We start from the raw sequence: 26,260 nt of genomic DNA, 5'->3' as shown, positions 1-26,260 counted from the left end.
ATGCAACGCATCACCATCCTCGGCGCTACGGGTTCCATCGGCGAGAGCACACTTGACGTGGTTCGACGCCATCCGGATCGCTACACTGTCCACGCACTCAGCGCGCATCGGCAGGTCGACAAGCTGGCGGCCGCCTGCGTGGAGTTTCGTCCCGCGCGGGCCGTGGTAGGTTCGGCCGAGGCGGCGCGTGAACTCGAAGCCAAGCTGCGTGCCGCCGGTGTTCCCACCGAGGTGAGCTATGGCGAGACCGCGCTCGAATCCATCGCCGAGGACGCTGGCACGGATGCCGTGATGGCTGCCATCGTCGGTGCGGCAGGCTTGCGATCCTCGCTGGCGGCTGCTCGGGCCGGCAAACGTGTGCTGCTGGCCAACAAGGAATCGCTTGTGATGTCCGGCGGCATCTTCATGGATGCCGTGCGTGAGCATGGCGCCACGCTGCTGCCCATCGACAGCGAACACAACGCCATCTTCCAGTGCCTGCCGACCAGTGATCCGCGCTATGGCGCCGGGGTATCGAAGGTGCTGCTTACCGCCTCGGGTGGCCCGTTCCGCACGCGTGATCCGTCCACGCTGCACGACATCACGCCCGACCAGGCCTGCGCGCATCCGAAGTGGGTGATGGGGCGGAAGATATCGGTCGATTCCGCGACGATGATGAACAAGGGTCTCGAGGTCATCGAGGCGCACTGGCTGTTTGGCGCGCCGGCCGAGAAAATCGAGGTGCTGATCCATCCGCAAAGCATTGTCCACTCGATGGTGGCCTACGCGGACGGCTCCGTGCTGGCGCAACTGGGCAACCCCGACATGCGGACACCCATCGCCTACGGTATGGCCTATCCGGAGCGGATCGACTCCGGTGTAACGCCGCTCGATCTGACGGTTGCCGGTGGCCTGCATTTTGAGACTCCAGACCTTGAGCGCTTCCCATGCCTTGGGCTAGCCTTTGATGCATTGCGTGCCGGCGGCGTGGCGCCCGCAGTGCTAAATGCAGCCAACGAGGTGGCCGTGGAAGCGTTCCTGAACGGCAAGATCCGCTTCACCGATATCGCTCGCGTGGTGGCAACCGTGCTGGAGCAGCCGGCGGACGGATCGGCTGATACGCTCGAGGGCGTGCTGGCTGCCGATTCAGCAGCGCGTCGCGGCGCGCAGGCGCAGTTGGGAAGCCTGGCTGGCCGTTGAACCAGTCCGCCGTGGGCAGATTCTGAAAAGGGTGATTTGCCATGCAAACCGTAATTGCGTTCGTCGTCGCCCTCTGTATCCTGATCTTTGTGCACGAGATGGGGCACTACCTTGCCGCGCGCGCTTGCGGCGTCAAGGTGCTGCGCTTCTCGATCGGCTTTGGCCGTCCGTTGGTGCGTTGGGTCGGCAAGGGCCGTGACAAGACGGAGTGGACGCTGGCGGCAATTCCGCTGGGCGGCTACGTCAAGATGCTGGATGAGCGCGAGCGTGACCCGGAGACCGATCCGCCGATCGATCCCGCGGAGTTGCCCCGTGCGTTCAATCGCCAGCCGGTAGGCAAGCGCTTTGTCGTCGTGGCCGCCGGGCCGCTGGCGAATTTCTTGCTGGCCGTCGTGTTGTACGTGGTGCTGTTCGCGGGTGGGATGCGCGAGCCGGTGCCGGTGGTGGCCGCGCCGGCCGCCGGGACGCTTGCGGCGCAGGCCGGCGTGCGGGACGGCGATCGCGTGCTGTCGCTGATCGCAAACGACCATACCGAAGCCGTGCGCTCCTGGAATGATCTGCGTATGGCCGTGTTTTCCCAGGGCTTCGGGGATGCGCGGGCGGTACTGCGGGTGCGTGGCATCGATGGGGCAGAGCGCGATGTTACCTTGGCACGCCTTCCGAATACAGGCGGAGATCCAGAGCAGGATCCACTGGCCGTTCTGGGCCTGGCCCTCAAGGGCGGTCCGGTGACCATTACCGAGATCGTCCCCGATTCCGCGGCGCAGCGCGCCGGGCTCAAGGCCGGCGACCGGGTAGTGGCATGGGATGGGCAGCCCCTCACACAGGCCAGCGCGCTGATTCGCGGTGTCCGTGCCCGTCCCGGGCAGGAGGTCACGCTAGGTATCGAGCGGGCAGGGGAACGTATTGACGTCAAGGCGAAACTCGACGCGGCGCCAGCGCCCGAAGGCGAGGCCCGTGGGGGGTCTCAGGTCGGCAAGTTGGGCGCCGCGCTCAACCAGTCCGTCCAGACAGAGATCGTCCGGTACCCGCTGGTACAGGCGGTGGCGCGGGCTGCGGACCAGGTTTGGAACACCAGCGCGCTGTCGTTGAAACTGCTCGGCAAGATGCTGGTGGGGCAGGCGTCCCTGCAGAATTTGAGCGGGCCGCTGACCGTGGCTGACTATGCGGGACGCGCTGCGAACATGGGCTGGCAGCCATTTATCAGCTTTCTGGCATTGGTCAGTGTCAGCCTCGGCGTGCTGAATTTGTTACCTATTCCGGTTCTGGATGGTGGGCATTTGCTGTATTATTGCGTGGAATTTTTGACTGGCAGGCCTGTTCCAGACCATTGGCAAGCGATGCTGCAGAAGGTAGGCATCGCGTGCATCTTGCTCCTGACCTCACTCGCTTTGTTCAATGACGTCAGCCGACTGTTTCTGGCGCGCGGCTAATTTCGCGTAGCCGGAGCCCAAGTTGGCAGGGGGCGATCGTATCCCAGGGGAAGAACCTCGTCGGGATCGGGCAGCCGTGCCAGCATTGCCAGGCTTGGAGCCAATGCCCTGCATGAAATCGATGAGGAAGAGGGGATCGACTTTGATCAGAAATAAGCGCATCTCGCTGGGTCTACTGACGAGTGCCATTATTGCGGCTTGGAGCCCGGCGGGCTTTGCCGCCGATCCGTTCGTGGTCAAGGATATCCGTGTGGAGGGCCTGCAGCGCGTCGAGCCGGGCACGGTCTTCGGCTACCTGCCAGTTCGCGTTGGCGAAACTTTCACCGACGACAAGGGTGCGGACGCGATTCGCGCGCTCTATAACACCGGTTTTTTCAAGGACGTACAGATCCGCGCCGAAGACGGCGTTCTGGTTGTCCAGGTCGAGGAACGTCCGGCGATCTCGCAGCTGGAGTTCGTCGGCATCAAGGAATTCGACAAGGACACGCTGCGCCGCTCGCTGCGCGCCGTTGGCGTGGCCGAGGCCCGCTATTACGACAAGGCGCTGATCGACAAGGCAGAGCAGGAGCTCAAGCGCCAGTATGTGGCTCGCGGCTACTATGCCGCCGAGGTGCAGACCACTGTGACGCCAGTGGACCGCAATCGCGTGTCAGTGGTGTTCAACGTTGATGAGGGCCCGGTCGCCAAGATCCGCCAGATCAATATCGTCGGCAACAAGGCATTCAAGGAAAGCACGCTGCGCGATGAAATGCAGCTTTCCACGCCGAACTGGCTCTCCTGGTACACCAAGAACGACCTCTATTCGAAGCAGAAGCTGACGGCTGACCTGGAGGCGCTGCGTTCGTACTATCTCAACCGCGGCTACCTCGAATTCCAGATCGAGTCGACGCAGGTGTCGATCACGCCGGACAAGAAGGACATTTACCTGACGCTGAATATCAGCGAAGGGGATCAATACAAGGTGTCCGACATCCGCCTGGCCGGCGAAACGCTCGGCAAGCAGGAAGAGATGGAGAAGCTGCTGCAGCTCAAGAAGGGCGACATCTTCTCGTCCGAAAAGCTGACGGCCAGCACCAAGGCAATTACGGACCTGCTCGGCACGTACGGCTACGCCTTTACGACGATCAACCCGCAACCGCAGGTGGATAAGGAAAAGCGTGAAGTGGCGCTGACCCTGATGGTCGACCCGGGCCGCCGCGTCTACGTGCGCCGCGTGAACGTGGTGGGTAACAGCAAGACGCGTGACGAAGTGGTGCGCCGCGAGATGCGCCAGATGGAATCGTCGTGGTTCGACAGCGAAAAGCTCCAGCAGTCGCAGGCACGTATCAACCGGACGGGCTACTTCACTGACACCAACATCACCACTGAAGACGTGCCGGGCGCGCCCGACCAGGTCGACGTGAACGTGAACGTGACGGAAAAGCCGACCGGCCAGATCAGTCTGGGTCTGGGCTTCTCGTCAACCGACAAACTCGTGCTGCAGGCAGGTCTGCGCCAGGACAACGTGTTCGGTTCCGGTACCAGCCTGGGCCTGGATGTGAACACGGCCAAGTCGTTCCGTACGATTGCGCTGACGCAATACGACCCGTACTTTACGGTTGACGGCATTAGCCGATCGACAGACATCTACTACCGTACGTCGCGCCCGCTGTACTACACCGGTGATCAGGACTACAAGATCGTCTCGGCTGGCGGTGGCTTCAAGTTCGGGGTGCCGTTCTCGGAGAACGACACGGTGTTCTTCGGCATCGGCTACGAGCGGACGCAGGTTTACACCTCGCCCAACACGCCGAACCAGTACACGGCCTGGCTGCAGAAGATCGGTAAGGCCAGCGGTGATCCGATCAACAACTTCCCGTTCACGATCGGCTGGGCACGGGATCGCCGCGACAGCGCGCTGATTCCGACCAAGGGTCCGTACACGCAGGCCAACCTGGAGGTGGGTGTTCCGGGCGGCGACACGCAGTACTATCGCGCAAGCCTGCAGCAGCAGTATTTCTACCCGCTGTCGAAGTCCTTCACGCTGGCCTTCAACGGCGAAGTGGCCTATGGTCACGGTTACGGTAATACGCCGTTCCCGGTGTTCAAGTACTTCTACGCCGGCGGTATCGGCTCGGTGCGTGGCTACCAGACCAGCACGCTCGGTCCGAAGGACCAGAACGGTAACCCGGTGGGTGGCGCATCGAAGATGATCGGCAACGTGGAATTCGTGTTCCCGCTGCCTGGCTCGGGTGTTGACCGCACGCTGCGACTGTTCACGTTCTTCGACTTCGGTAACGTTTACCAGGAAGGGGCGCCGCTTTCGTTCAGCGATCTTAAGTATTCGACTGGTTTCGGTATGTCGTGGCTTTCGCCGATCGGTCCGCTGAAGGTCAGCATGGGCTTCCCGCTGAAGAAGGACGAAACTGACAAGGTTCAACGCTTCCAGTTCCAGATCGGTACCGCGTTCTGATCCCCACAGAGGATTTGTTTGATGAAAATTTACACTCCACTGGCGAAATCCCTGAGCGCGGCCGCGCTGGCCGCTGCGGCCTTGTGCGCGGCGGCCCCGGCGATGGCTCAGGAGGCGCGCATTGCTGCGGTCAACTCGGAACGTATCCTGCGCGATTCGCAGCCCGCGAAGGCCGCACAGGTCAAGCTTGAGCAGGAATTCTCCAAGCGTGACCGTGAACTGCAGGATATGGCCCAGAAGATCAAGGCCATGGCTGACAAGCTCGACAAGGACACAGCCGTGCTCGCCGACTCGGACCGCCAGCGCCGTCAGCGCGAAGTGGCCGATCTCGATCGCGAATTCCAGCGCAAGCAGCGTGAGTTCCGCGAGGATCTGAACCAGCGGCGTAACGAGGAACTGGCACAGGTGCTGGAGCGTGCCAACCGCGTGATTCGTCAGATCGCCGAGCAGCGCAAGTATGATCTGATCGTTCAGGAAGCCGTTTACGTGAATCCGCGCATCGACATCACCGACGACGTGATGAAGGCGCTGAACGCCGGCAGCACGGGCAAGTAAGCGACGGCGCCAAAGCGTCGTCTGCCGTTTCGATTCTCAAGGAAGTACTGCCATGAAGACACCCACACTGGGTCAGCTCGCCACCGAGAACGGCGCGCAGGTTGTGGGTGATCCCGACCTGGCCGTAGTCGGCCTGGCGCCGCTAGACCAGGCTGGTCCCGGCGACCTGTCTTTCCTCTCCAATCCGCTGTATTTGCCACAGGCGCTCGCCTCGGCCGCAGGCGCCGTCATCGTGTCGCCGGCAGACCTTGAACGCATTCGTGCGGATGGGCAAGCCGAAGGGCGCAATTGGCTGGTGGCACGGAATCCCTACGTCTGCTTTGCCCGTGTTGCGCAGCGCTTCGACCGCGCCGCTAATGCCGACTCACGTACCGGGATCGATCCCCGTGCCAGCGTGGCGCCCGATGCGGTGGTCCCGGCATCCTGTTTTATCGGCCCGAACGTGGTGATCGAGTCCGGCGCCCGGCTCGGCGAGCGTGTTCGGATCCTCGCAAATGCCTTTATCGGCGCAAGCGCGGAGATAGGCGAAGATACGCTCATCTACGCCAATGTTTCTGTATATCATCGTTGCGTGATTGGCGCGCGCAACATCCTGCATAGCGGGGCGGTGATTGGCGCAGATGGCTTTGGTTTTGCGCCGGACATCGGACCGACGGGTGTCGAGTACGTCAAGATTCCCCAGGTGGGACGCGCGGTGCTCGGCAATGACGTGGAAATTGGCGCCAATACGGCCGTGGATCGTGGCGCGATGGCTGACACGGTGATCGAGGACGGCTGCAAGATCGACAACCAGGTGCAGATCGCGCATAACGTGCATGTGGGTGCCCATACCGTTATCGCGGGAACGGCTGCGGTTTCGGGTAGCACAAAGATTGGCCGGTTCTGCGTGATCGGCGGCGCGGCCAACTTTTCTGGCCATTTGAATATCGCTGACCGGACCACAGTGTCCGGCGGTACGTCGATTACCAAATCGATTACTAAACCCGGTGGGCATTACACGAGCGTGTTCCCGTTCACGTCGCATGGCGAGTGGGAGCGAAACGCGGCAATCGTACGTGGCTTGTCAAAGCTGCGCGAACGTGTCGTGCAACTGGAACGCAGGCAGCGCGGTGAAAACAACGCCCCCGCACAGAACAAACAAGACGAAGAGAAATCATCATGACCGCATCCGAAATCGATATCCGCAAGATCCTGAAGCTGCTGCCGCATCGGTATCCGATCCTGCTGGTCGACCGTGTGCTCGAGTTCGAACCGCAGAAGCGGATCAAGACGCTGAAGAACGTGACGATCAACGAGCCGTACTTCATGGGCCACTTCCCGGACCAACCGGTGATGCCGGGGGTCATGATCCTCGAGGCACTGGCTCAGTCCGCCGGTCTTCTGACGTTCGGCGCCGATATGGAGCGCAAGGAAGGTGCGTTGTATTACTTCGTCGGGATCGACGGCGCGCGCTTCAAGCGCGTGGTGTATCCGGGCGATCAGCTTCACCTGAACGTGACCGTGGAGCGCTATATCCGCGGAATCTGGAAGTTCAAGGCCAGCGCGACCGTGGACGGTGAGGTGGCCTGCGAGGCCGAACTGATGTGCACCGTGAAGCAAGCCGAAGGCTAAGCACGGACCCAAAGCAGAACAGACCACAGGACAGCACGTATGACGCAAATCCATTCCACCGCACTAGTCGACCCGAAGGCGGAACTGGCTGACGATGTTACCGTCGGCCCGTTTTCGATCGTCGGCCCGAATGTGCGGATCGGTAGCGGCACGCGGATCGGTTCCCATACCACGGTCGAAGGCCACACCACGATCGGCGCCGGTAACCGCATTGGTCCGTATGCCTCCGTGGGTGGCGTGCCGCAGGATATGAAGTACGCCAACGAGCCGACGCAGCTCGTGATCGGCGATCGCAACACGATTCGTGAATTCACGACGATCCACACGGGCACCGTGCAGGATCGCGGCGTGACCAGTCTCGGTAACGACAACTGGATCATGGCCTATGTGCACATCGCGCACGACTGCTCTGTGGGCAACCACACGGTGTTCTCCAGCAACGCGCAGATTGCCGGCCACGTGGAGGTCGGGGACTGGGCAATTCTGGGCGGCATGAGCGGCGTGCACCAGTACGTCCGCATCGGTGCCCATGCGATGCTTGGCGGTGCTTCGGCATTGGTGCAGGACGTGCCGCCTTTCGTTATCGCGGCCAGCGACAAGAACGGCAACAAGGCGACCCCGCACGGAATCAACGTCGAAGGTCTTCGTCGTCGCGGATTCGATGCTGGCCAGATCGCGGCGCTGCGTCAGGCGTACAAGTTGCTGTACAAGTCTGATCTGAGCTTCGACGACGCGCGGGCGGAAATCACGGCGATGCTAGGTCAGGTCGACGCCACTACCGCTGTGCCGCTGCAGGCGTTCGTGGAGTTCCTCGCCGCGACCCAGCGCGGTATCGTTCGCTGATTCCGGCGCGACATGGTCGACACCGTGCAGGCAGTGCTTCCCGCCGATGCGGGTGCTAATGGGAACAAGCGAGGTAGTATCGCCATGGTTGCCGGTGAGGCATCTGGCGACCTGCTCGCTTCGCTGCTGCTGGAAGGCCTGCGCGCGAGGCTTGGCGAATCGGTGGATTACGCCGGTATCGGTGGCCATCGCATGATGGCGCAGGGATTTGTCTCGCATTGGCCGATGGAAACGCTATCGGTCAATGGCTATGTCGAGGTTCTGGGCTCGCTACGCGAAATTCTGGCCATGCGGCGTGAGATTCGCGAGCAATTACTGGCGCGACCGCCGCTATGCTTCATCGGCGTCGACGCTCCCGACTTCAACTTTGGTCTGGAAGTGCCGCTGCGCCGCGCGGGCATTCCGGTTGTCCATTTTGTCAGCCCGTCGATCTGGGCTTGGCGCGGAGGCCGCATCCGCACGATAGCGCGGGCCGTGGACCATATCCTCTGCCTGTTCCCGTTCGAGCCCGAGATCTATGCGAAGGCTGGCATTCCGGCGACCTACGTCGGCCATCCGCTAGCTGACGTAATTCCGATGGTGCCTGACGTAGCGGGTGCGAGGGAGAAGCTGGCTTTGCCAGAAGGCAAGCGGATCGTGGCGGTGTTGCCTGGCAGTCGGCAGTCGGAGGTGCGCAATCTCGGCGCGACGTTCTTCGCCGCGATGGACCGTATGCATCGCATGGACGGCAACCTCGCTTTTGTGCTGCCTGTTGCAAGCGCACCGCTGCGGGAGATCGTTGCTGGCTTGCACGCGCAGTATCCGGACATCGACCTGACCGTGGTTGACGGCCAATCGCATCTCGCGATGGAGTCCGCCGACGTGGTGCTGCTTGCAAGTGGCACGGCAACGCTCGAGGCCGCGCTGTACAAGAAACCCATGGTGATCTCGTACAAGGTGCCCTGGCTAACGGCGCAGATCATGAAACGGCAGGGTTATCTGCCGTATGTCGGGCTGCCCAATATCCTGTCGGGACGCTTTGTTGTTCCCGAACTCCTACAGGACGACGCGACGCCGGAGGCGCTGGCGCGCGAGACGCTGCTGCAACTCAATGACGAGGGCAATATTGCCTTCCTGCGGCAGCATTTCACGACGATGCACGAAACCCTGAAGCGCGACACGGCGAAGCTGGCTGCCGGCGTAGTCGTCGATCTGATGCGCAGCCGTGGAGTGGTCTGATGGCGCGAACGAATGCTGCGGCTTCTAGCCAGTTGGGCCTGGAACTAACTCAAACCGTTGCTGTGGTGCAGCGCTTGTGTGGGGTAGATGAGGCTGGGCGTGGCCCCTTGGCGGGTCCCGTTTACGCTGCGGCCGTGGTATTAAATCCCGCGCGGCAAATCCGTGGCTTGGCCGACTCGAAAATCCTCAGTGCGGAAAAACGCGAGGCACTGTTCGATCGCATCTGCGACCACGCGCTGGGATGGCATATCGCATCCGCGTCGGTTGAGGAGATCGATTCGATCAATATCCTCCACGCGTCGATGCTTGCAATGCAACGGGCGGTGCAGGGCTTGGCCGCGAGCGGCGTCATTCCCGATCTCGTGCAGGTCGATGGTAATCGTTGTCCGCAGGTAGCGTTCCCGGTCGAGGCTATCGTCAAGGGCGATGCCAAGGTACGGGCAATTTCCGCGGCTTCGATCCTGGCGAAGGTGGCGCGCGATCGTGAACTGTTGAAGCTGCACCAGGAGTACCCTGAGTACGGGTTCGACTCTCACTTTGGCTATCCGACGCCACAGCATTTCACCGCGCTCGAACAATTCGGCGCGACGCCGCATCATCGGCGTTCGTTTGCGCCGGTGCGCAAGGTGCTTGAGCGTGGCATGGTACGCACCATGTCGTCCGAAGCGCCGCCTTTCTGAGGCAGACTCTTGAAGCATGTCACTTCGCGCGACAACGCGCTGTTCAAACAGTTAAAAGCCCTGACAGGGTCCACGCACCAGCGCCGCAAGGCGGGGCAGTCCGTGCTCGATGGCATCCATCTCGCGCAGGCCTACGTGGCTGCGCTTGGGCAGCCCGCGAGCTGTGTGGTGAGCGAGCGCCATTATGACCACGCCGAGGTGCGCGCGCTGCTCGAGAAGATCGACTCGGACAAGCTGGTTGTATTGGCTGATGCGTTGTTCGCGCAGATTAGCAGTGTGGTCAACGGCGTCGATCTGATGCTGGTGATCGATACGCCGGCCGGACATCTCCCGGCAACCATCGATACCGATTGCATCATTCTGGATGGTCTGCAGGATGCGGGCAATGTCGGCTCGATTCTTCGAAGCGCTGCGGCCGCTGGCATTCCACATGCGTTCCTGACCAAAGGTTGCGCATTCGCCTGGTCGGTCAAGACGTTGCGTGCCGGTATGGGCGCGAATTTCCACTTGAATATCGTCGAACATTGCACGCTTGAGATGCTTGAGAGCCGGCTGGCAGTGCCGTTACTGGCGACGTCATCCCATGCGGACGCGGCGGTGTTCGATACAGATCTGCGCCAGCCGGTTGGCTGGGTGATTGGCAATGAAGGGGGAGGAGTCAGCCCCGAGTGGATGGCGCATGTTTCCCGTACGGTTGGCATTCCGCAGCCTGGAGGTTTGGAGTCGCTGAATGTGGCCGCGGCAACGGCGGTCTGCCTGTTTGAAGCCGTCCGGCAACGCCGCGCTAGCGGCGGATAGCACGGACGCCAAGCCGCTTGGCGGTGGGCTGAGTTATCTGGCTCGCCCGGCAGCCGGCTGTCCGGTGCCAGCAGGCTGTTCTGCCTTCTGAGACACCAATTGAAGTAGCAGCTCCACCACGGTGTCGAGTTTCTGGTCGAGCTTGGTTTCGAGGCGCTCCAGTTTCGAATCGAATCTGGTCTCGAGGTGCTCAAGCTTCAAGTCGAACTTCGACTCGAGACTCTCGAAGCGCTCGTCGATCCGCTCAAAGCGCTCGTCGAACTTGTCGAGGCGTTGCTCGACCCGATTAAATCGCTGGTCTGTGGCGGCCTGCTGGGAGTCCAGCCGAGTATTGATTGCCCTGACCTCGGCTGAAACAGTCTTGATGTCCGCAGCGATCAGTGCCCGCGAATGGCTGGACGAATACTCGATGATGGCGAAGGTCCCGGCCAACGACAGTGCGACGCCGCTGAAGATCAGGCCCGCAGCCTTCAGGGCGTGAGAAGAGCCCGAGTACGCCAGTTCGTTGGGTGCTTTCCGGCCTGCCGCCCTGTTTGGCGGGAGGGACTGGCGATCTGCTGTCATGAAGAACATCTATCCGATGCAGGCATGTTGGAACAGCCTTCATCGTGCCCCTATCGGTGCAGCGCCGATAGGGGACGATTCTGAAAACGCCGCCGCTATTAATAGTTGTCCCGATCGACCTTGATTTCCTGGAGGATCGTCGTGGCGATCTCTTCGATCGACTTGTGCGTCGACGACAGCCACTTGATGCCTTCGCGGCGCATCATCGACTCCGCTTCATTGACTTCGTAGCGGCAGTTCTCCACGGCTGCGTACTTGCTGCCCGGACGCCGCTCGTTGCGGATTTCCGTCAGCCGCTGCGGATCGATGGAGAGGCCGAAGATCTTCTGCTTGTATGCATACAGCGCCGAGGGCAGGCGGCCTCGCTCGAAATCGTCGGGAATCAGTGGATAGTTCGCCGCCTTGAGGCCGTACTGCATTGCAAGATACAGGCTGGTTGGCGTCTTGCCGCTGCGCGACACGCCAACCAGGATCACATCGGCGTCTTCGAGGTTCTTGTGCGACTGGCCGTCGTCGTGCGCCAGCGAGAAGTTGATCGCCTCGATACGGTTCTTATAGGCCTCGGTGTCCGCATTCTGGTGGAAACGGCCGATGGCGTGGGTGGATTTCAGGCCCAGTTCCTTCTCGAGCGGCTCGATGAAGGTCTGGAACATGTCGAGGATCATCGCCTTGGCCCGGCGAATCGCCTTGTTGGATTCGGCGTTGACCAGCGTGGTGAACACAATCGGCGGAACGCCCTCGTTATAGAACGCCTCGTTGATCTTGCCGACGGCCACATGTGCCTTATCGGGCGTATCGACAAACGGCATGCGCACTTTGCGGAACCGCATCTCGAACTGGGCCAGGATCGAATGGCTGAACGTTTCGGCTGTGATGCCGGTGCCATCCGATACGATAAAGACCGTGCGCACGGCAGGGCGATTCGTGGCGGGGACCTCAGCGGACTGAGCGGTGGCGTCGGTCGCGCCAGAGGCAGCCGTGGGCTGTGCCAGCGGTTGTGTGCCTTCAGGCGTTTCGGGCAGGGACATGTCTGAACAATTATTTGAAGCCGCGGCTACGCGAAAGTGCGATGCGGCACGGTAGAATAGCGGCGATCTTTTGGCTAAGCAATTCCGCCAATGCCGGCCAGGCAACGATTTGAGGCCGGATTGTCGACAATGTGCGCCGCAGCATCGGTACCACCGATAGCACACGGAATTGCTCAGCCAAGCGATCCGCCGGGAACAGAACGCCAAGAATATGCCGGTCGGTGCAAAAGATTTCTTACTTTGTTTTGAGGCTTTTATGACCAACCAGGTAGATACCGGCGCCTACGTGCTGCCGTTCGAGCAGCTACGGATGCAGGACGTGGAAGTCGTCGGCGGCAAGAACTCGTCGTTGGGGGAAATGATCTCCCAGCTCGCTGGTGCCGGCGTTCGCGTTCCGGGCGGTTTCGCCACAACCGCGCTCGCATTCCGCGACTTTCTTGCGCACAACAACCTGACCAGCCGCATCTCCGAACGTTTGAAGACGCTCAACGTCGACGACGTCAAGGCCTTGGCGGAAGCCGGTGCCGAGATTCGTGGCTGGGTAGCCGCGGCGCCGTTCCAGCCGCGTCTGGAGGCAGAGATCCGCGAGCATTACGCACGCGTGTCGGCTCGCGAAGGTGCCGAGGCATCGTTCGCAGTGCGTTCTTCGGCCACGGCCGAGGATTTGCCCGATGCATCGTTCGCCGGCCAGCAGGAGTCATACCTCAACGTCAGCGGCATCGACGACGTGCTGGACAAGATCAAGCACGTGTTCGCCTCGCTCTACAACGACCGCGCTATCTCGTACCGCGTGCACAAGGGCTTTGCGCATGACGTGGTGGCGCTCTCCGCCGGCGTCCAGCGCATGGTGCGTTCGGATCTGGCGTCCTCGGGCGTGATGTTCACGATCGATACCGAATCGGGTTTCCCCGATGTGGTCTTCATCACGTCGAGCTACGGCCTGGGCGAAACGGTTGTGCAGGGCGCGGTGAACCCGGACGAGTTTTACGTCTTCAAGCCGATGCTGCAAGCCGGCAAGTACCCGATTATTCGCCGCTCGATCGGTTCGAAGCTGATCAAGATGGAATTTACGAAGCCGGGCGAAGCTGGCCGCGTGAAGACCGTGGACGTGCCGCCTGAGCTGCGCAATCGCTATTCGATCACCGATGACGACGTGGCCGAACTCGCGCGTTACGCAATGATCATCGAGAAGCACTACGGCCGTCCGATGGACATTGAGTGGGGCAAGGACGGCAAGGATGGCAAGATCTACATCCTGCAGGCCCGCCCGGAGACCGTGAAGAGCCAGTCGGCCGGCAAGGCCGAGCAGCGCTTCAAGCTCAAGGGCACGGCACCGGTGCTGACCAGCGGTCGTGCGATCGGCCAGAAGATCGGTACGGGTCCGGTGCGCGTGATCAACGATCCGTCCGAGATGGAACGCGTGCAACCTGGTGACGTGCTGGTGGCCGACATGACCGACCCGAACTGGGAGCCGGTGATGAAGCGCGCTGCGGCAATCGTGACCAACCGTGGCGGCCGTACCTGCCACGCTGCGATCATCGCGCGTGAACTGGGCGTGCCCGCTGTGGTGGGTTGCGGCGATGCGACCGACTTGCTGAAGGATGGCACGCTGGTAACGGTGTCTTGCGCCGAGGGTGACGAGGGCCGGATTTACGACGGCCTGCTCGAAACCGAAGTGACCGAGGTCCAGCGTGGCGAGATGCCCGAGATCGCGACCAAGATCATGATGAACGTTGGCAATCCCCAGCTTGCGTTCGACTTCGCGCAGATTCCGAACCACGGCGTCGGCCTGGCCCGCCTCGAGTTCATCATCAACAACAACATTGGTGTTCACCCGAAGGCGATCCTCGACTATCCGCAAGTCGATGCCGACCTGAAGAAGGCCGTGGAATCGGTGGCGCGTGGCCACGCCAGCCCGCGTGCGTTCTATGTCGACAAACTGGCGGAAGGCATTGCGACAATCGGTGCCGCGTTCTATCCGAAGCCCGTGATCGTGCGTCTGTCGGACTTCAAGTCGAATGAGTACAAGAAGCTGATCGGCGGTTCGCGCTACGAGCCGGACGAAGAGAACCCGATGCTGGGCTTCCGTGGCGCTTCGCGCTACATCTCCGACGACTTCGCCGAAGCGTTCGAGATGGAATGCAAGGCCATGAAGCGCGTGCGCGACGAGATGGGCCTGACCAACGTCGAGATCATGGTGCCGTTCGTGCGCACGCTGGGCCAGGCCGAGCGCGTGATCGAACTGCTGGCCAAGCACGGCCTGAAGCGCGGTGAGAACGGTCTGCGCATCATCATGATGTGCGAAGTGCCGTCCAACGCGATCCTGGCCGAGGAGTTCCTGCAGTTCTTCGACGGTTTCTCGATCGGCTCGAACGATCTGACGCAGCTGACGCTGGGTCTCGATCGCGACTCGGGCATGGAACTGCTTGCGAAAGACTTCGACGAACGTGATCCGGCAGTGCGTTTCATGCTGCAACGCGCCATTTCGACGGCGCTGCGCCTGAACAAGTACGTTGGCATCTGCGGTCAGGGCCCCTCGGATCATCCGGACTTCGCGGTCTGGCTGGCCAAGGAAGGTATCAAGTCGATCTCGCTGAACCCTGATTCTGTGGTCGAAACCTGGCAGCAACTGGCTTCGTGAGGCATTTCGCGTCACAATAGAGAAGATCACGTATAGACGGCACTTGGCCTTCGGCCAGCGTGCCGCGTGACACCGGCCCTGCGGCAGGTGTTCCATCTGCCCCCGCAGACGCCGTAGGCGTTTGGCGGGGGTTTTGTTTTTGCGGGTGGGGTGTCTTGTTTCCTCCGGGAAAGGAGCGGGATGACGTCGTACTACCTTTGGTTTGCCGTTGCGGTCGTGCTGGTGATTGCGGAGCTGGCGACGGGGACCTTCTATTTGCTGATGATCGCCCTCGGGGTTGCCGCAGGCGGTGTGGCTGCGCTGCTGGGTGCTGACGAGCCAATACAGACGGTCGCCGCCGCGCTGGTTGCGATCATTGGCATCGTGTTGTTACGCCGCACGCGCTTTGGCAAGCTGAGGCGCCGCGACGCCGCATCCAATCCGGACGTCAATCTCGATATCGGTCAGGAACTCGAAGTGCCCGCCTGGGACGATTCCCGTCGCGCGCGCGTGCCCTACCGCGGCGCGGATTGGACCGTGGAGCTGGCGCCGGGCGCCGAGCCGAAACCGGGCCGCTATCGCATTGTCGAAGTGCGTGGTGCCACGTTGATCGTGGCGCGTCACTACACGGCCTGACTTCTTCCGCATTACCCAGTCGTCAATCCTCTCGAAGGGAGTCGTATATATGCTTGCCTATCAGCTAGGTTTGTTTCCGCTGATCCTGCTCATTGCCGCCATCGTGCTGATTGCGAAGTCGGTCAAGATCGTGCCGCAGCAGCACGCGTGGGTACTGGAGCGTCTGGGGCGCTATCACGCCACGCTGACACCAGGCCTCACCGTCGTCGTGCCTTTCATCGATCGAGTGGCCTACAAGCACATCCTCAAGGAAATTCCGCTCGATGTGCCTAGCCAGGTTTGCATTACGAAGGACAACACGCAATTGCAGGTGGATGGTGTGCTGTACTTCCAGGTGACTGACCCGATGAAGGCGTCCTATGGCTCGAGCAATTTCGTAGTGGCCATTACGCAACTGTCACAGACCACGCTGCGCTCGGTGATCGGCAAGCTGGAACTCGATAAGACCTTCGAGGAGCGCGAGTTCATCAACCACAGCGTGGTCAATGCGCTGGATGAGGCCGCGGCAAACTGGGGGGTGAAGGTGCTGCGCTACGAGATCAAGGATCTGACGCCGCCCAAGGAAATTCTCCATGCCATGCAGGCGCAGATCACTGCCGAGCGCGAGAAGCGCGCGCTGATTGCTGCATCGGAAGGCAAGCGGCAGGAGCAGATCAATCTGGCGTCTGGCGCGCGCGAGGCGGCGATCCAGAAGTCAGAGGGTGAAAGGCAGGCGGCTATCAACAAGGCCCAAGGTGAGGCGGCCGCGATTCTGGCCGTGGCCGAGGCAAATGCGCAGGCGATCGAGAAAATCGGCCACGCGATCCGGGGGGAGGGCGGTTCCGAGGCAGTCAACCTCAAGGTCGCGGAGGAGTATGTGGCGGCGTTTGGCAACCTGGCCAAGCAGGGCAACACATTGATCGTGCCGGGCAACCTTGGTGAGATGAGTTCGATGATCGCGTCCGCGCTGCAGATCGTGAAGGGCCAGAAGACGGAGAAGGCAGTCTGAGTGCCGCATGGGACCAATAGGTTGGCAGAAACAAAAACGGAGGCTCATGCCTCCGTTTTTGTTTATTGCTTATGCTGCGCAGCCATCATTCCTTCACGCCGCCCTTCATGATGCGAGCCTTCTCGCGATCCCAGTCGCGGTTCTTTTCTGTTTCGCGCTTGTCAAACTGCTTCTTGCCCTTGGCCAGCCCGATCTCGCATTTGACGCGGCCGCGCGTGTAGTGCAGATTCAGCGGCACCAACGTATAGCCGCGCTGCTCGACCTTGCCGATCAGCTTTTTGATCTCGTCGGCCTTGAGCAGTAGCTTGCGCGTGCGCACCGGGTCCGGATTGATGTGGGTGGAGGCGCTTTGTAGTGGGCTGATATGGGCGCCGATCAGGAACATTTCCGCGTCGCGTACCACGACGTAGCCTTCCTTGATCTGCACACGCCCGGCGCGAATCGCCTTGACCTCCCAGCCTTCGAGCACGATCCCGGCCTCATAGCGCTCTTCGATGAAGTAGTCGAAAAAGGCCTTCTTGTTGTCAGCGATCGTCATGCGGGAAGTGGTTCCTGAAGATATTTGTCGCGCCGGTCTTGGGCGACAGCGTAAGTCAGCCGGGGTGGGTGCGGCGGGCGCCGGACGTGCCGTACGCGCGGCTGTCGGCTAAAATTGCGATTTTAGCAAACGCCCCGGCCCCGGCCCAGCCCGCCGGTGCCCTGTAATCCGAATACATGGCAGACGTCCATAAATCCGTCCTGCTCGGCCACTCGGCCGAACAAATGTACGATCTGGTCACCCGCGTGGAGGACTATCCCAAGTTTCTGCCCTGGTGTGGCGGTGTGGAGGTGTTCGAGCAGACCGATACGCTGCTCGATGCCAAGATCCATATTCACTTCAAAGGGATCAAGCAGTTCTTCCACACGCGTAATGCTCAGGAACGTCCGACCCGCATTGATATGACGTTCGCCGACGGGCCTTTCAAGGTCTTCAATGGCTCCTGGCACTTCACGCCGCTGCGCGAGGACGCGTGCAAGATCGAATTTCACCTGCATTACGAGTTCACCAGCGTCTTTCTGGAGAAGATCATCGGGCCGGTATTCAGCGTGATCGCCAATACCTTTGTTGATGCGTTCGTCAAACGCGCCGAGGTGGTTTATGCCAACAACGCCAACAACGGCTGAGGTGGGCGGTCTGGTGCGCCTGTCCGTTTGCTACGTGCGGCCGGATACCGTGTTCCTGAAGGAGCTGGATGTTCCCGCGGGGACGACGATCATCGGTGCGATCGAGGCCAGTGGCCTGACGCAAGCCTGTCCCGAGGTCGATCCGAGCACGCTGCGCGTTGGTGTCTACGGCAAGCTCAAGACGCTGGATACCCCGGTAAGGCAGGGAGATCGTGTGGAAGTGTATCGTGTGCTGACTGCCGACCCGAAGACCGCGCGGCGCAAGCGGGTTCAGAGGACGCGCGCGTCCGGCACGCGCGAGGGCCAGAAATGGCTGCGTGGCGGCGGGCAGGGCGCCTAAGAGGCTTGTTAAGTGGCGGATGAGTGGCGTGTGGGTCGCTTTGCGCCCCGTCAGCTATTGCACTGCTGCAATGCTTCGTTGGCGCGCGCAATCTCCGCGGCACGCTCGTCGTCGTTCAGACGCACCGGCACGCCATCGGGGCCCGCCTTCGCCGCGCGCATCCCTTGATTCAGCCCTGCCGCGTAGTTGCGCAATTCCTGGCAACTCTGTTGCCTGGCCAGTTGCTCGCGCTCCTTGGTGGCGGCTTCGAGATCCGCCTTCAAGCGCGCGTCACGTCGTTCCTGGAACTCGGTGTCCGCGTCCTTCGGCTTGGTGCCGCCGGCCTTGGCGCTGGTGGGTTGCATGCGCGGGGCGTCGGCCTTTGCCGGTGCGTCGCCTTTCGGCGGAGCATCGGCTTCCACCGCGTGATACATGCCCGGCGCGCGGCCCGGTGCCATGATGATGGCGCGGTCCGGCACGGATGGCGGTGGCGGCGTGTCGCTGTAGACCGTGCGACCGTTGGTGTCCTTCCATTGCCATTGGGAGAATGCGGTGCCGGGGACGGCAAGGCTTGCAGCAATCAGCAGGTACAGCACGGACGATCGGTTCATGGCGAAGGCGTCAACAGGTCGAGCGGGTTGCAGATGGGCATCAGACGCCAGTAGGGTTGACAGTGATGTGACCCGTGCGTCATGGCTCGTTAGTCTACTGAGACTTGTCGGTCGCGTGCAAGCGCACGGACCACGCCACGCCTGCCATCAACAGCATGATCGCGGCCATCTCGAGGGGCCGCGGCCAGCGATGATCGAATACAAACCCATATGCCAGCGCGAAGAGCGTCTCGAAAACGATCATCTGACCGGACAGCGTCAGTGGCAAACGGCGGCTTGAAATGTTCCAGAGGTTGTTGCCAATTAGCGACGCTCCGAGCGCCACGGCCGCATTGACCATCCAGAACAACTGCCAGTCGCGGCCGCTGTCGGGGGCGGTCAGGGTGTCGCCAAACATCACCCAGCCGATTGCGGCGAGAACCGCCGATACCAGCCCAGTCGACAAGCCGTAGAGCGCGGACCATTCGTTGCCGCTGTAGTGTGGATTGCGCTGAAGGTAGCGGGCATTGTCGACGGCATAAAGCGTCCAGCAGACCAGGGCGCCAGCCGCGCAGATCACACCGGCGATTTTCTGCCAGACGGGGCGCGCCGCCGCGCCGATCGTGGCGCCGTGCGCGCTGCCGCCCCCGGCGAAAAGATCGATGTTGATGCAGGCGATCCCGGCTGCCACCACGAGCAGTGGCGGCACCAGCCGGCGCAGCTGCACGGCGCCATGGTCACGCCGGCCCATCAGCGTGACCGAAATCGGCAGGATGCCAATGATCAGCGAGGTCGGTCCGACGCCCGCCAACTGCACGCCGAAAGCCAGCAGCACGTAGTAGAGCAGGTTGCCGGTGAATGCCTGGCGCAGCAGGGCGATGCAGTCGGCGCGTGTCAGTTTGCGGGCGATGCGGCCCATCAGGGGTAGCGCTGCGACGAAGGCCACCAGACCGTAGGCCAGGTACCTGCCGATCGCGAGTTCCCAGGGGGAGAACACTGGCAGCAGCTTGGGCGCGATGAATACCATGCCCCAGAATGCCCCCGCCAACAGTCCGCATAACACCCCGATTCCCATGGTCTTCCCGCCTGGCCCCGAAGGGGCGTCTAAAAAGGAGGCCGAGATTAGCAAACGCCATGCGATAACGCATCAGCAAATCCTGCATTCCTGTATAATCTGCTTTTGCGCCTAGAGGATTCGCTATGCGTCTTGTCCAGAAAGCACTCACATTCGATGATGTGCTGCTCGTCCCGGCCTATTCGGCCGTCCTGCCCCGGGATGTTTCCCTCCGCACCCGCCTGACCCGTTCCATCGACTTGAACATTCCGCTGGTTTCCGCCGCCATGGATACCGTGACGGAAGCTCGCCTTGCCATTTCCATGGCACAGGCCGGTGGTATCGGCATCGTCCACAAAAACCTGAAGCCAGCCGACCAGGCGCGCGAAGTGCAGCGTGTGAAGCGCTACGAATCGGGCGTGCTGCGTGATCCGATCACCATTTCTCCGGAAATGAAGGTCCGCGATGTGATCGCCTTGTCGCAGCAGCATGGCATTTCGGGCTTCCCGGTGCTGGAAGGCAAGACCGTAGTCGGCATTATCACCAATCGCGACTTGCGCTTCGAGGAAGAACTCGACGCCCCGGTGCGCGCGAAGATGACGCCGCGAGAAAAGCTCGTGACCGTCGCCGAAGGCGCACCGCTGGAAGAAGCCAAGCGCCTGATGAACCGCCATCGTCTGGAGCGTGTGCTCGTAGTCAACGGCGCGTTCGAACTGCGCGGCCTGATTACCGTGAAGGATATCCAGAAGGCCGTGGAAAACCCGCTGGCCAATAAGGATGCGCACGGCCAACTGCGCGTAGGTGCCGCAGTGGGCGTGGGTCCGGACAACGACGAGCGTGTGGAGTTGCTGGTCAAGGCCGGCGTGGATGTGATCGTGGTCGATACTGCGCACGGCCACAGCCAGGGCGTGCTGGATCGCGTGCGCTGGGTCAAGCAGAACTTCCCGCAAGTGCAGGTCGTGGGTGGCAACATCGCCACTGGCGCGGCTGCGCTGGCACTGGTCGAACATGGCGCCGATGGCGTCAAGGTCGGTATCGGTCCGGGCTCGATCTGTACGACGCGTATCGTTGCTGGCGTCGGCGTGCCGCAGATCACCGCCGTGTCGAACGTGGCGGAAGCGCTCAAGGGCACAGACGTGCCGCTGATCGCCGATGGCGGCGTGCGCTATTCGGGTGACGTTGCCAAGGCACTGGCCGCTGGCGCCCACACCGTGATGATGGGCGGCATGTTCTCGGGTACCGAGGAAGCGCCGGGTGAAGTGTTCCTGTATCAGGGGCGTTCGTTCAAGAGCTACCGTGGCATGGGTTCGGTTGGCGCGATGAAGGACGGTGCCGCTGACCGCTACTTCCAGGAAGACAACACGGCCAACGTCGACAAGCTCGTGCCCGAAGGCATCGAAGGCCGCGTACCTTACAAGGGCTCGGTGCAGGCGATCATCCACCAGCTGACCGGTGGCATTCGTGCGTCGATGGGCTACTGCGGCGCAAGCTCGATTGCCCAATGGCACGAGACCGCCGAGTTCGTGCAGATCACCGCCGCGGGGATGCGCGAGTCGCATGTCCACGATGTGCAGATCACCAAGGAAGCGCCGAACTACCATATCGATTGATTTCGATCTGGTGCCTCCCACCACGGCCGCGCTGGTTTCGTCGATGCTGACGGGGCTGCGCGGCCGCGCTGCAAAAAAGGAGCGCTCATGAAGGTATTGCTGCGAGCCGTGCTGTTCTTCGACGCCTTGCTGGACTTGCTGCTTGGCATCCTGCTGCTGGCGTCACCGTTCACCACGCTGTATGCCGCGCTGCAATTGCCGCAGCCCCAGCCAGCCCTCTTCGGGCAATTGCTTGGCGTAGCGACGATTGGACTGTCCTGGCTGCTGTTCCAGGCCACCATCAACGGCCAGTTGACCGTCGCCGTGGCGCGGACCACGGGCTATGTGAATCTGGTCAGTGCGCTGCTGGTGACCGTATGGACGCTGTTTCTCGATATTCCGGTACAAGGCGTGGGCAAGGTCTGGTTGCTGACGCTGGCAGCCGTACTGATATTTTTTGCCATCGTGCAGATTCCCGCGGCCAAGAAGGTGCGGCTGCGTGAGCGGCAACAGGCCGAACTGGCTACGGCCGAGCGCGAAGCTGGCGCGGCCAATGGCGACTCCCCGAACAACGAACCCGGCGTGCCCCGCACGGCGCGCCCGAATGGATCCCCTGCATCTCCCGAATACCGGCGCGAGCCGGGTATCACGCCACCGCCTGGCTATGGTCCGGGCACCGAGGTGATGCCCGAACCCGATCCGGAAGCACTGCCAACTGCCAATCATGCACGACAAAATCCTCATTCTTGACTTCGGCTCGCAAGTCACACAGCTCATTGCCCGCCGCGTTCGCGAAGCGCACGTCTACTGCGAAATCCATCCGAACGACGTCACCGACGAGTTTGTGCGCGAGTTCGCGCCGAAGGGCGTCATCCTGTCCGGCAGCCACGCCAGCACCTACGAGGACCACCAACTGCGCGCGCCGCAGGCCGTGTGGGACCTGGGCGTGCCGGTGCTCGGCATCTGCTACGGCATGCAGACGATGGCCGTGCAACTGGGCGGCAAGGTGGAGTGGAGCGATTCGCGCGAGTTTGGTTACGCGGAAGTGCGCGCCCATGGCCACACGAACCTGCTCAAGGGCATCGAGGACTTCGCCACGGACGAAGGCCACGGCATGCTGAAGGTCTGGATGAGCCACGGCGACAAGGTCACGGCACTGCCGGCCGGCTTCAAGCTGATGGCCTCCACGCCGAGCTGTCCGATCGCCGGCATGGCCGACGAGGCGCGCGGTTACTATGGCGTGCAATTCCACCCGGAAGTCACGCATACGTCGAAGGGCCGCGAGATGATCGAGCGCTTCGTGCTGGAGATCTGCGCCACGAAGGCCGACTGGGTCATGCGTGACCACATCGCCGAAGCCGTCGAGAAGATCCGCGAACAGGTGGGCGATGAAGAGGTGATCCTCGGCCTGTCCGGTGGTGTCGATTCGTCGGTGGCCGCCGCGCTGATCCATCGCGCCATTGGCGACCAGCTCACCTGCGTGTTCGTCGATCACGGCCTGCTGCGCCTGGACGAAGGCAAGATGGTGATGGACATGTTCGCAGGCCGCCTGCACGCCAAGGTTGTCCATATTGATGCCTCCGAGCAATTCCTGGGTCATCTGACCGGCGTGACCGACCCCGAGCAGAAGCGCAAGATCATTGGCCGCGAGTTCGTCGAGGTCTTCCAGGCCGAAGCAAAGAAGCTGAGCAACGCCAAGTGGCTGGCGCAGGGCACGATCTACCCGGACGTGGTGGAGTCGGGCGGTACCAAGACCAAGAAGGCTACGACGATCAAGAGCCACCACAATGTGGGTGGCCTGCCGGAAACGCTGGGCCTGAAGTTGCTGGAGCCGCTGCGCGACCTGTTCAAGGACGAAGTGCGCGAACTGGGCGTGGCATTGGGCCTGCCGCCCGAGATGGTCTACCGTCATCCGTTCCCGGGCCCGGGTCTGGGTGTGCGGATTCTCGGCGAGGTCAAGCGCGACTATGCTGACCTGCTGCGTCGCGCCGATGCAATCTTCATCGAGGAACTCCGCAAGACGATCGCCACGGAGCAGGACGCCGCTGCCGGTCTGTGCGAAGCGAATCAGGTGGGCAAGAGCTGGTACGACCTGACCAGCCAGGCATTTGCCGTGTTCCTGCCGGTGAAGTCCGTAGGCGTGATGGGCGATGGCCGTACGTACGACTATGTCGTCGCGCTGCGCGCGGTGCAGACCACCGACTTCATGACCGCCCACTGGGCGCACCTGCCGTACTCGCTGCTGGGCCGCTGCTCGAACCGCATCATCAACGAGGTTCGCGGGCTGAACCGAGTGGTGTACGACGTCTCGGGCAAGCCGCCTGCGACGATCGAGTGGGAGTGATTCGGCCTCTGGCGCTGGCCAGAGCCGAGTAGCACCAGAGAACAAAAAAGCCCGCGTAACTGCGGGCTTTTTTGTGCCATTTTTCCGGCACCGGTCTGTCGACCACGGCCTGGCTCAGGCATTACCTGACGGACGATTTGCGTCGTAACGGAATACCCCATCCGTTAGGTCAATCTCGGGAAACTCATCCTTCTCTCCCCAGTAGTCTTGCGTGTGTTGCCACTCGCGCGTGTTGCCGCTCCTGGGCATGAGATGGATGTCGCGCATGAGATAGCCGGGGTTGAAGTTGTCGGCGTCTATCCACTCGGATAGAGGCATGTCTTTCTCGTCTTCACGGAGTTGTGGGGTGACTTGCTTTGCTCCTGTGGCATCCATGTGCTTCAGCAGGCGGCAGACGAAGTCGGCGACCATGTCAACCCGTAGCGTCCAGCTGGCGCGGAAGTAGCCGAACACCCAGACCATGTTAGGCACGCCAGTGAACATCATGCCGCGATAGGTCACGGTTTTCGAGAAATCCAGCGATTGGCCGTCGACGCTAAACGGAATATCGCCCAGCACACTGAGCTGAAAGCCCGTAGCGGCCACAACAATGTCGGCGTCTAGCTTCTCGTTGGACTTGAGCACGACGCCGTCCTCGACGAACCGGTCGATCTCGTCAGTGACCACGATGGCGTTGCCCTCGCGAATTTCCGCGAACATGTCGCCATCGGGAATGAACGCCACCCGCTGCTGCCAAGGCCGGTAGCGTGGTGAAAAATGCGGTTCGAGTTCGAAGTCCTCGCCAAGCTGCGCGCGAACCCCTGCAAGCAGTTCCTTGCGCACCTCCTCTGGTTCTTCGCGTGAGCGGCGGGCGAAGATGGCGCCATCCATCAGGACTTTCTTCCGGATGATGGCGTGGATCCACATTGGGTCGATTTCGAGCCGGCGTAGCTCGTTTGCGAGATCGTTGGCGTTGCGGCCCGAGATGAAGTATGTGGGCGAGCGTTGCAGCATGGTGACCTTGGCACCCAGGCGGGCCAGTCCCGGCACGACGGTGGCAGCGGTAGCGCCCGAGCCGATGACGACCACACGCTTGCCCTCGACGTCCAGTGCCTCCGGCCAGGTCTGCGCGTGAATCAACGGGCCTTTGAAATTGTCCATGCCCGTCCACTCGGGCAGATAGCCCTGATCGTGGCGATAGTACCCCTGGCACATCCACAGGAAATTGGTGGTGAATCGTACGCGCTCTCCCGATTCCAGGCGTGTGGCATCAAGGGTCCAAAGTCCTTCGATGGAAGACCAGGAGGCCGCGTCGATGCGATGGCGATAGCGGATGTGCTGAGCGAGGTCGTTTTCTTCGATTACTTCGGCCATGTAGCTGAGGATTTCCTCTGCAGTCGCAATGGGTTTTCCCATCCATGGCTTGAAGCGGTAGCCGAAGGTGTAGAGGTCACTATCCGAGCGCACACCGGGATAGCGGTGTGTGTGCCAGGTGCCTCCGAAGCTGTCCTTGCTTTCGAGCACGACGAAACGCTTGCCGGGGCATTGTGTCCGCATGTGATAGGCCGAGCCTACACCCGAGATGCCCGCACCGACGATGATCACGTCGAAATGCTCCGTGGCTACGGGTCGGGCAGGCTGGCGCCCGGACAAGATGTTGGCATTCATGGGGTTGTCTCCTGAGATATCGTATGTGGCCCTGGCCACTCACGTGAAGAACGCCGATGACGTCATGCGCCACCGTGTCGTTCTTCGTGGCAATGTCCTGTCGGACTATCAAGATGACTTTCAACCAGATCGAGCAGGGCACCGGGCTGTTCCAGCGTGACGAGGTGGCCGCAGTCGATCTGCTCGTAACGCGCGCCCGCTATGCCTGCAGCCAGATCGCGGCAATGCGCGGGCGGCACCAGTCGATCTTGTTGCATACCGATCACCAGGGTCTGGGCTCTTATCCTGGGTAGCTCGGCGCGAATATCGATCGTGGCATCGAGCTCGGCCTGGCGATCGCCTCCGGCAGAAAGCAGGTTGGCGATGCGGTCCAGTGCGGTCTGTATCGCCTCAGTGGAGTTGGCTTGAAAGAAGGTATCGGACACGCCGTTGACCAGCAGCAGTCTCGCAAGCTGGTGCTTGTCGGTTCGTGACAGCTCCGCCCAGAGGTCAAAAAGCACGCACATGCTTCTGCTGCTCTGCACCCAGCCACCTAGCAAGATCAGTCGGCGCACACGATCGGGCATTGCAGCGGCCGCTACCGCGGCGACGACGGCACCCAGCGAATAGCCGATGAGATCCAGAGGCTTGCCGTCTCCAGCAAGGTCGGCGACGGCGCGGACCTGCTCGACCAGCGTGGTCAGGGTGATGGGGCCGCCCGGGTCTTCGGTCTGGCCTGCGCCGACCATGTCGAACGCGAGGCAGCGCCGTTTGGCTGCCAGCCTGGGCAGCAACTGCGCCCAACCCATTTCGGCGCTTGAGGACGTGCCGTGAATCAGAATTGTGGCTCTGCCCTGGCCCGCGTCCAGCACACTGGTTCTGGGAATGCCGGGCGCGTCCACATTCAGACGTTGCATAGGAGTCCTTGAGTGAGGAAGAGAAAGGGATCGACCAGACTGCGTCAGGTCG

General features: G+C 61.8%; 25 protein-coding genes. 18 read left to right on the top strand and 7 right to left on the bottom strand.

All coding sequences use genetic code 11. From position 1 onward, the window contains the following. From ispC to WD006_RS14870, 10 genes are all read left to right on the top strand, one after another. Positions 1 to 1,179, top strand: a complete 1,179-nt coding sequence (ispC, locus tag WD006_RS14915) for a 1-deoxy-D-xylulose-5-phosphate reductoisomerase (RefSeq protein ID WP_029308056.1) — start codon at positions 1 to 3, stop codon at positions 1,177 to 1,179. Positions 1,180 to 1,220: 41 nt separating this feature from the next. After that, on the top strand, positions 1,221 to 2,612 hold the full coding sequence (rseP, locus tag WD006_RS14910; RefSeq protein ID WP_029308055.1) for an RIP metalloprotease RseP: 1,392 nt from the start codon (positions 1,221 to 1,223) through the stop codon (positions 2,610 to 2,612). A gap of 142 nt (positions 2,613 to 2,754) precedes the next feature. Continuing rightward, positions 2,755 to 5,064: an outer membrane protein assembly factor BamA gene (gene bamA / locus WD006_RS14905; protein WP_008652050.1), complete on the top strand. Its 2,310-nt coding sequence runs from the start codon at positions 2,755 to 2,757 to the stop codon at positions 5,062 to 5,064. 21 nt (positions 5,065 to 5,085) lie between these two features. Continuing rightward, positions 5,086 to 5,619 carry an OmpH family outer membrane protein gene (locus WD006_RS14900; protein WP_011516194.1) on the top strand — a complete coding sequence of 178 codons (534 nt, stop codon included), beginning with the start codon at positions 5,086 to 5,088 and terminating at the stop codon, positions 5,617 to 5,619. 52 nt (positions 5,620 to 5,671) lie between these two features. Continuing rightward, positions 5,672 to 6,781, top strand: a complete 1,110-nt coding sequence (gene lpxD / locus WD006_RS14895; protein ID WP_011516195.1) for a UDP-3-O-(3-hydroxymyristoyl)glucosamine N-acyltransferase — start codon at positions 5,672 to 5,674, stop codon at positions 6,779 to 6,781. After that, positions 6,778 to 7,230: a 3-hydroxyacyl-ACP dehydratase FabZ gene (gene fabZ / locus WD006_RS14890; protein WP_008652053.1), complete on the top strand. Its 453-nt coding sequence runs from the start codon at positions 6,778 to 6,780 to the stop codon at positions 7,228 to 7,230. Before lpxD ends, fabZ begins: the two co-directional genes overlap by 4 nt. Positions 7,231 to 7,269: 39 nt before the next feature. Further along, entirely contained in the window at positions 7,270 to 8,073 is an 804-nt protein-coding gene (gene lpxA, locus WD006_RS14885; protein ID WP_011516196.1) for an acyl-ACP--UDP-N-acetylglucosamine O-acyltransferase, read from the top strand. 12 nt (positions 8,074 to 8,085) lie between these two features. Next, positions 8,086 to 9,291 (top strand): lipid-A-disaccharide synthase, encoded by a 1,206-nt coding sequence (gene lpxB, locus WD006_RS14880; protein WP_029308054.1) that lies wholly within the window; start codon positions 8,086 to 8,088, stop codon positions 9,289 to 9,291. After that, on the top strand, positions 9,291 to 9,971 hold the full coding sequence (rnhB, locus tag WD006_RS14875; protein ID WP_029308053.1) for a ribonuclease HII: 681 nt from the start codon (positions 9,291 to 9,293) through the stop codon (positions 9,969 to 9,971). Before lpxB ends, rnhB begins: the two co-directional genes overlap by 1 nt. A 9-nt stretch (positions 9,972 to 9,980) precedes the next feature. Further along, positions 9,981 to 10,769 carry a TrmH family RNA methyltransferase gene (locus WD006_RS14870; protein ID WP_011516199.1) on the top strand — a complete coding sequence of 263 codons (789 nt, stop codon included), beginning with the start codon at positions 9,981 to 9,983 and terminating at the stop codon, positions 10,767 to 10,769. A 33-nt stretch (positions 10,770 to 10,802) separates the two neighbouring features. Here WD006_RS14870 and WD006_RS14865 read toward each other — a convergent pair whose 3' ends face one another. Both WD006_RS14865 and ppsR read right to left on the bottom strand, forming a co-directional pair. Further along, positions 10,803 to 11,333 carry a hypothetical protein gene (locus WD006_RS14865; RefSeq protein WP_227874088.1) on the bottom strand — a complete coding sequence of 177 codons (531 nt, stop codon included), beginning with the start codon at positions 11,331 to 11,333 and terminating at the stop codon, positions 10,803 to 10,805. A gap of 98 nt (positions 11,334 to 11,431) precedes the next feature. Further along, entirely contained in the window at positions 11,432 to 12,361 is a 930-nt protein-coding gene (gene ppsR, locus WD006_RS14860) for a posphoenolpyruvate synthetase regulatory kinase/phosphorylase PpsR (RefSeq protein ID WP_029308051.1), read from the bottom strand. Positions 12,362 to 12,617: 256 nt separating this feature from the next. Between ppsR and ppsA the strand changes: the two genes are divergently transcribed. From ppsA to WD006_RS14845, 3 genes are all read left to right on the top strand, one after another. Then, the gene (ppsA, locus tag WD006_RS14855) at positions 12,618 to 15,002 is read left to right on the top strand and encodes a phosphoenolpyruvate synthase (protein ID WP_011516202.1); all 2,385 of its coding nucleotides are present in this window, start codon (positions 12,618 to 12,620) and stop codon (positions 15,000 to 15,002) included. Between the two features lie 180 nt (positions 15,003 to 15,182). Next, positions 15,183 to 15,617 (top strand): NfeD family protein, encoded by a 435-nt coding sequence (locus WD006_RS14850; RefSeq protein WP_011516203.1) that lies wholly within the window; start codon positions 15,183 to 15,185, stop codon positions 15,615 to 15,617. Positions 15,618 to 15,666: 49 nt separating this feature from the next. Next, positions 15,667 to 16,605 (top strand): SPFH domain-containing protein, encoded by a 939-nt coding sequence (locus WD006_RS14845; RefSeq protein ID WP_029308050.1) that lies wholly within the window; start codon positions 15,667 to 15,669, stop codon positions 16,603 to 16,605. 85 nt (positions 16,606 to 16,690) lie between these two features. Here the strand turns inward: WD006_RS14845 and smpB are convergent, their stop codons facing one another. After that, positions 16,691 to 17,143 (bottom strand): SsrA-binding protein SmpB, encoded by a 453-nt coding sequence (smpB, locus tag WD006_RS14840; RefSeq protein ID WP_008652065.1) that lies wholly within the window; start codon positions 17,141 to 17,143, stop codon positions 16,691 to 16,693. 176 nt (positions 17,144 to 17,319) lie between these two features. On the opposite strand from smpB, the gene WD006_RS14835 reads away from it, so the two are divergent. Next, positions 17,320 to 17,769: a type II toxin-antitoxin system RatA family toxin gene (locus tag WD006_RS14835; protein ID WP_029308049.1), complete on the top strand. Its 450-nt coding sequence runs from the start codon at positions 17,320 to 17,322 to the stop codon at positions 17,767 to 17,769. Beyond that, entirely contained in the window at positions 17,744 to 18,109 is a 366-nt protein-coding gene (locus WD006_RS14830) for an RnfH family protein (RefSeq protein ID WP_035832852.1), read from the top strand. Before WD006_RS14835 ends, WD006_RS14830 begins: the two co-directional genes overlap by 26 nt. A 50-nt stretch (positions 18,110 to 18,159) precedes the next feature. Here the strand turns inward: WD006_RS14830 and WD006_RS14825 are convergent, their stop codons facing one another. Then, positions 18,160 to 18,699 (bottom strand): DUF4124 domain-containing protein, encoded by a 540-nt coding sequence (locus WD006_RS14825; protein WP_029308047.1) that lies wholly within the window; start codon positions 18,697 to 18,699, stop codon positions 18,160 to 18,162. 94 nt (positions 18,700 to 18,793) lie between these two features. Further along, entirely contained in the window at positions 18,794 to 19,753 is a 960-nt protein-coding gene (locus WD006_RS14820; protein WP_029308046.1) for a DMT family transporter, read from the bottom strand. 125 nt (positions 19,754 to 19,878) lie between these two features. Between WD006_RS14820 and guaB the strand changes: the two genes are divergently transcribed. From guaB to guaA, 3 genes are all read left to right on the top strand, one after another. Continuing rightward, complete coding sequence (gene guaB / locus WD006_RS14815) at positions 19,879 to 21,342, top strand: IMP dehydrogenase (RefSeq protein ID WP_011516210.1); 1,464 nt, start codon at positions 19,879 to 19,881, stop codon at positions 21,340 to 21,342. Positions 21,343 to 21,429: 87 nt separating this feature from the next. Continuing rightward, a complete protein-coding gene (locus tag WD006_RS14810; protein ID WP_011516211.1) occupies positions 21,430 to 22,071 on the top strand; it encodes a hypothetical protein in 642 nt (213 codons plus the stop codon). After that, positions 22,046 to 23,665: a glutamine-hydrolyzing GMP synthase gene (guaA, locus tag WD006_RS14805; protein ID WP_011516212.1), complete on the top strand. Its 1,620-nt coding sequence runs from the start codon at positions 22,046 to 22,048 to the stop codon at positions 23,663 to 23,665. The genes WD006_RS14810 and guaA overlap by 26 nt, the downstream gene beginning before the upstream one ends. A gap of 114 nt (positions 23,666 to 23,779) precedes the next feature. Here guaA and WD006_RS14800 read toward each other — a convergent pair whose 3' ends face one another. Next, positions 23,780 to 25,312 carry a flavin-containing monooxygenase gene (locus WD006_RS14800; RefSeq protein ID WP_029307995.1) on the bottom strand — a complete coding sequence of 511 codons (1,533 nt, stop codon included), beginning with the start codon at positions 25,310 to 25,312 and terminating at the stop codon, positions 23,780 to 23,782. A 62-nt stretch (positions 25,313 to 25,374) separates the two neighbouring features. Beyond that, positions 25,375 to 26,208, bottom strand: a complete 834-nt coding sequence (locus WD006_RS14795; protein ID WP_029307994.1) for an alpha/beta fold hydrolase — start codon at positions 26,206 to 26,208, stop codon at positions 25,375 to 25,377. Between the last annotated feature and the right edge of the window lie 52 nt (positions 26,209 to 26,260).

The organism is Cupriavidus sp. Met-2 (genome assembly GCF_049843575.1).
Lineage (GTDB): Bacteria > Pseudomonadota > Gammaproteobacteria > Burkholderiales > Burkholderiaceae > Cupriavidus > Cupriavidus metallidurans.
This window is presented reverse-complemented; position numbering and strand designations above follow the sequence as displayed.

Bases quoted from the DNA above. Each gene is read 5' to 3' on its own strand.
- ispC (WP_029308056.1), top strand. From the start codon at position 1: ATGCAACGCATCACCATCCTCGGCGCTACGGGTTCCATCGGCGAGAGC.
- rseP (WP_029308055.1), top strand. From the start codon at position 1,221: ATGCAAACCGTAATTGCGTTCGTCGTCGCCCTCTGTATCCTGATCTTT.
- WD006_RS14900 (WP_011516194.1), top strand. From the start codon at position 5,086: ATGAAAATTTACACTCCACTGGCGAAATCCCTGAGCGCGGCCGCGCTG.
- lpxD (WP_011516195.1), top strand. From the start codon at position 5,672: ATGAAGACACCCACACTGGGTCAGCTCGCCACCGAGAACGGCGCGCAG.
- fabZ (WP_008652053.1), top strand. From the start codon at position 6,778: ATGACCGCATCCGAAATCGATATCCGCAAGATCCTGAAGCTGCTGCCG.
- lpxA (WP_011516196.1), top strand. From the start codon at position 7,270: ATGACGCAAATCCATTCCACCGCACTAGTCGACCCGAAGGCGGAACTG.
- lpxB (WP_029308054.1), top strand. From the start codon at position 8,086: ATGGTCGACACCGTGCAGGCAGTGCTTCCCGCCGATGCGGGTGCTAAT.
- rnhB (WP_029308053.1), top strand. From the start codon at position 9,291: ATGGCGCGAACGAATGCTGCGGCTTCTAGCCAGTTGGGCCTGGAACTA.
- WD006_RS14865 (WP_227874088.1), bottom strand. From the start codon at position 11,333: ATGACAGCAGATCGCCAGTCCCTCCCGCCAAACAGGGCGGCAGGCCGG.
- ppsR (WP_029308051.1), bottom strand. From the start codon at position 12,361: ATGTCCCTGCCCGAAACGCCTGAAGGCACACAACCGCTGGCACAGCCC.
- ppsA (WP_011516202.1), top strand. From the start codon at position 12,618: ATGACCAACCAGGTAGATACCGGCGCCTACGTGCTGCCGTTCGAGCAG.
- WD006_RS14850 (WP_011516203.1), top strand. From the start codon at position 15,183: ATGACGTCGTACTACCTTTGGTTTGCCGTTGCGGTCGTGCTGGTGATT.
- WD006_RS14845 (WP_029308050.1), top strand. From the start codon at position 15,667: ATGCTTGCCTATCAGCTAGGTTTGTTTCCGCTGATCCTGCTCATTGCC.
- smpB (WP_008652065.1), bottom strand. From the start codon at position 17,143: ATGACGATCGCTGACAACAAGAAGGCCTTTTTCGACTACTTCATCGAA.
- WD006_RS14835 (WP_029308049.1), top strand. From the start codon at position 17,320: ATGGCAGACGTCCATAAATCCGTCCTGCTCGGCCACTCGGCCGAACAA.
- WD006_RS14830 (WP_035832852.1), top strand. From the start codon at position 17,744: ATGCCAACAACGCCAACAACGGCTGAGGTGGGCGGTCTGGTGCGCCTG.
- WD006_RS14825 (WP_029308047.1), bottom strand. From the start codon at position 18,699: ATGAACCGATCGTCCGTGCTGTACCTGCTGATTGCTGCAAGCCTTGCC.
- WD006_RS14820 (WP_029308046.1), bottom strand. From the start codon at position 19,753: ATGGGAATCGGGGTGTTATGCGGACTGTTGGCGGGGGCATTCTGGGGC.
- guaB (WP_011516210.1), top strand. From the start codon at position 19,879: ATGCGTCTTGTCCAGAAAGCACTCACATTCGATGATGTGCTGCTCGTC.
- WD006_RS14810 (WP_011516211.1), top strand. From the start codon at position 21,430: ATGAAGGTATTGCTGCGAGCCGTGCTGTTCTTCGACGCCTTGCTGGAC.
- guaA (WP_011516212.1), top strand. From the start codon at position 22,046: ATGCACGACAAAATCCTCATTCTTGACTTCGGCTCGCAAGTCACACAG.
- WD006_RS14800 (WP_029307995.1), bottom strand. From the start codon at position 25,312: ATGAATGCCAACATCTTGTCCGGGCGCCAGCCTGCCCGACCCGTAGCC.
- WD006_RS14795 (WP_029307994.1), bottom strand. From the start codon at position 26,208: ATGCAACGTCTGAATGTGGACGCGCCCGGCATTCCCAGAACCAGTGTG.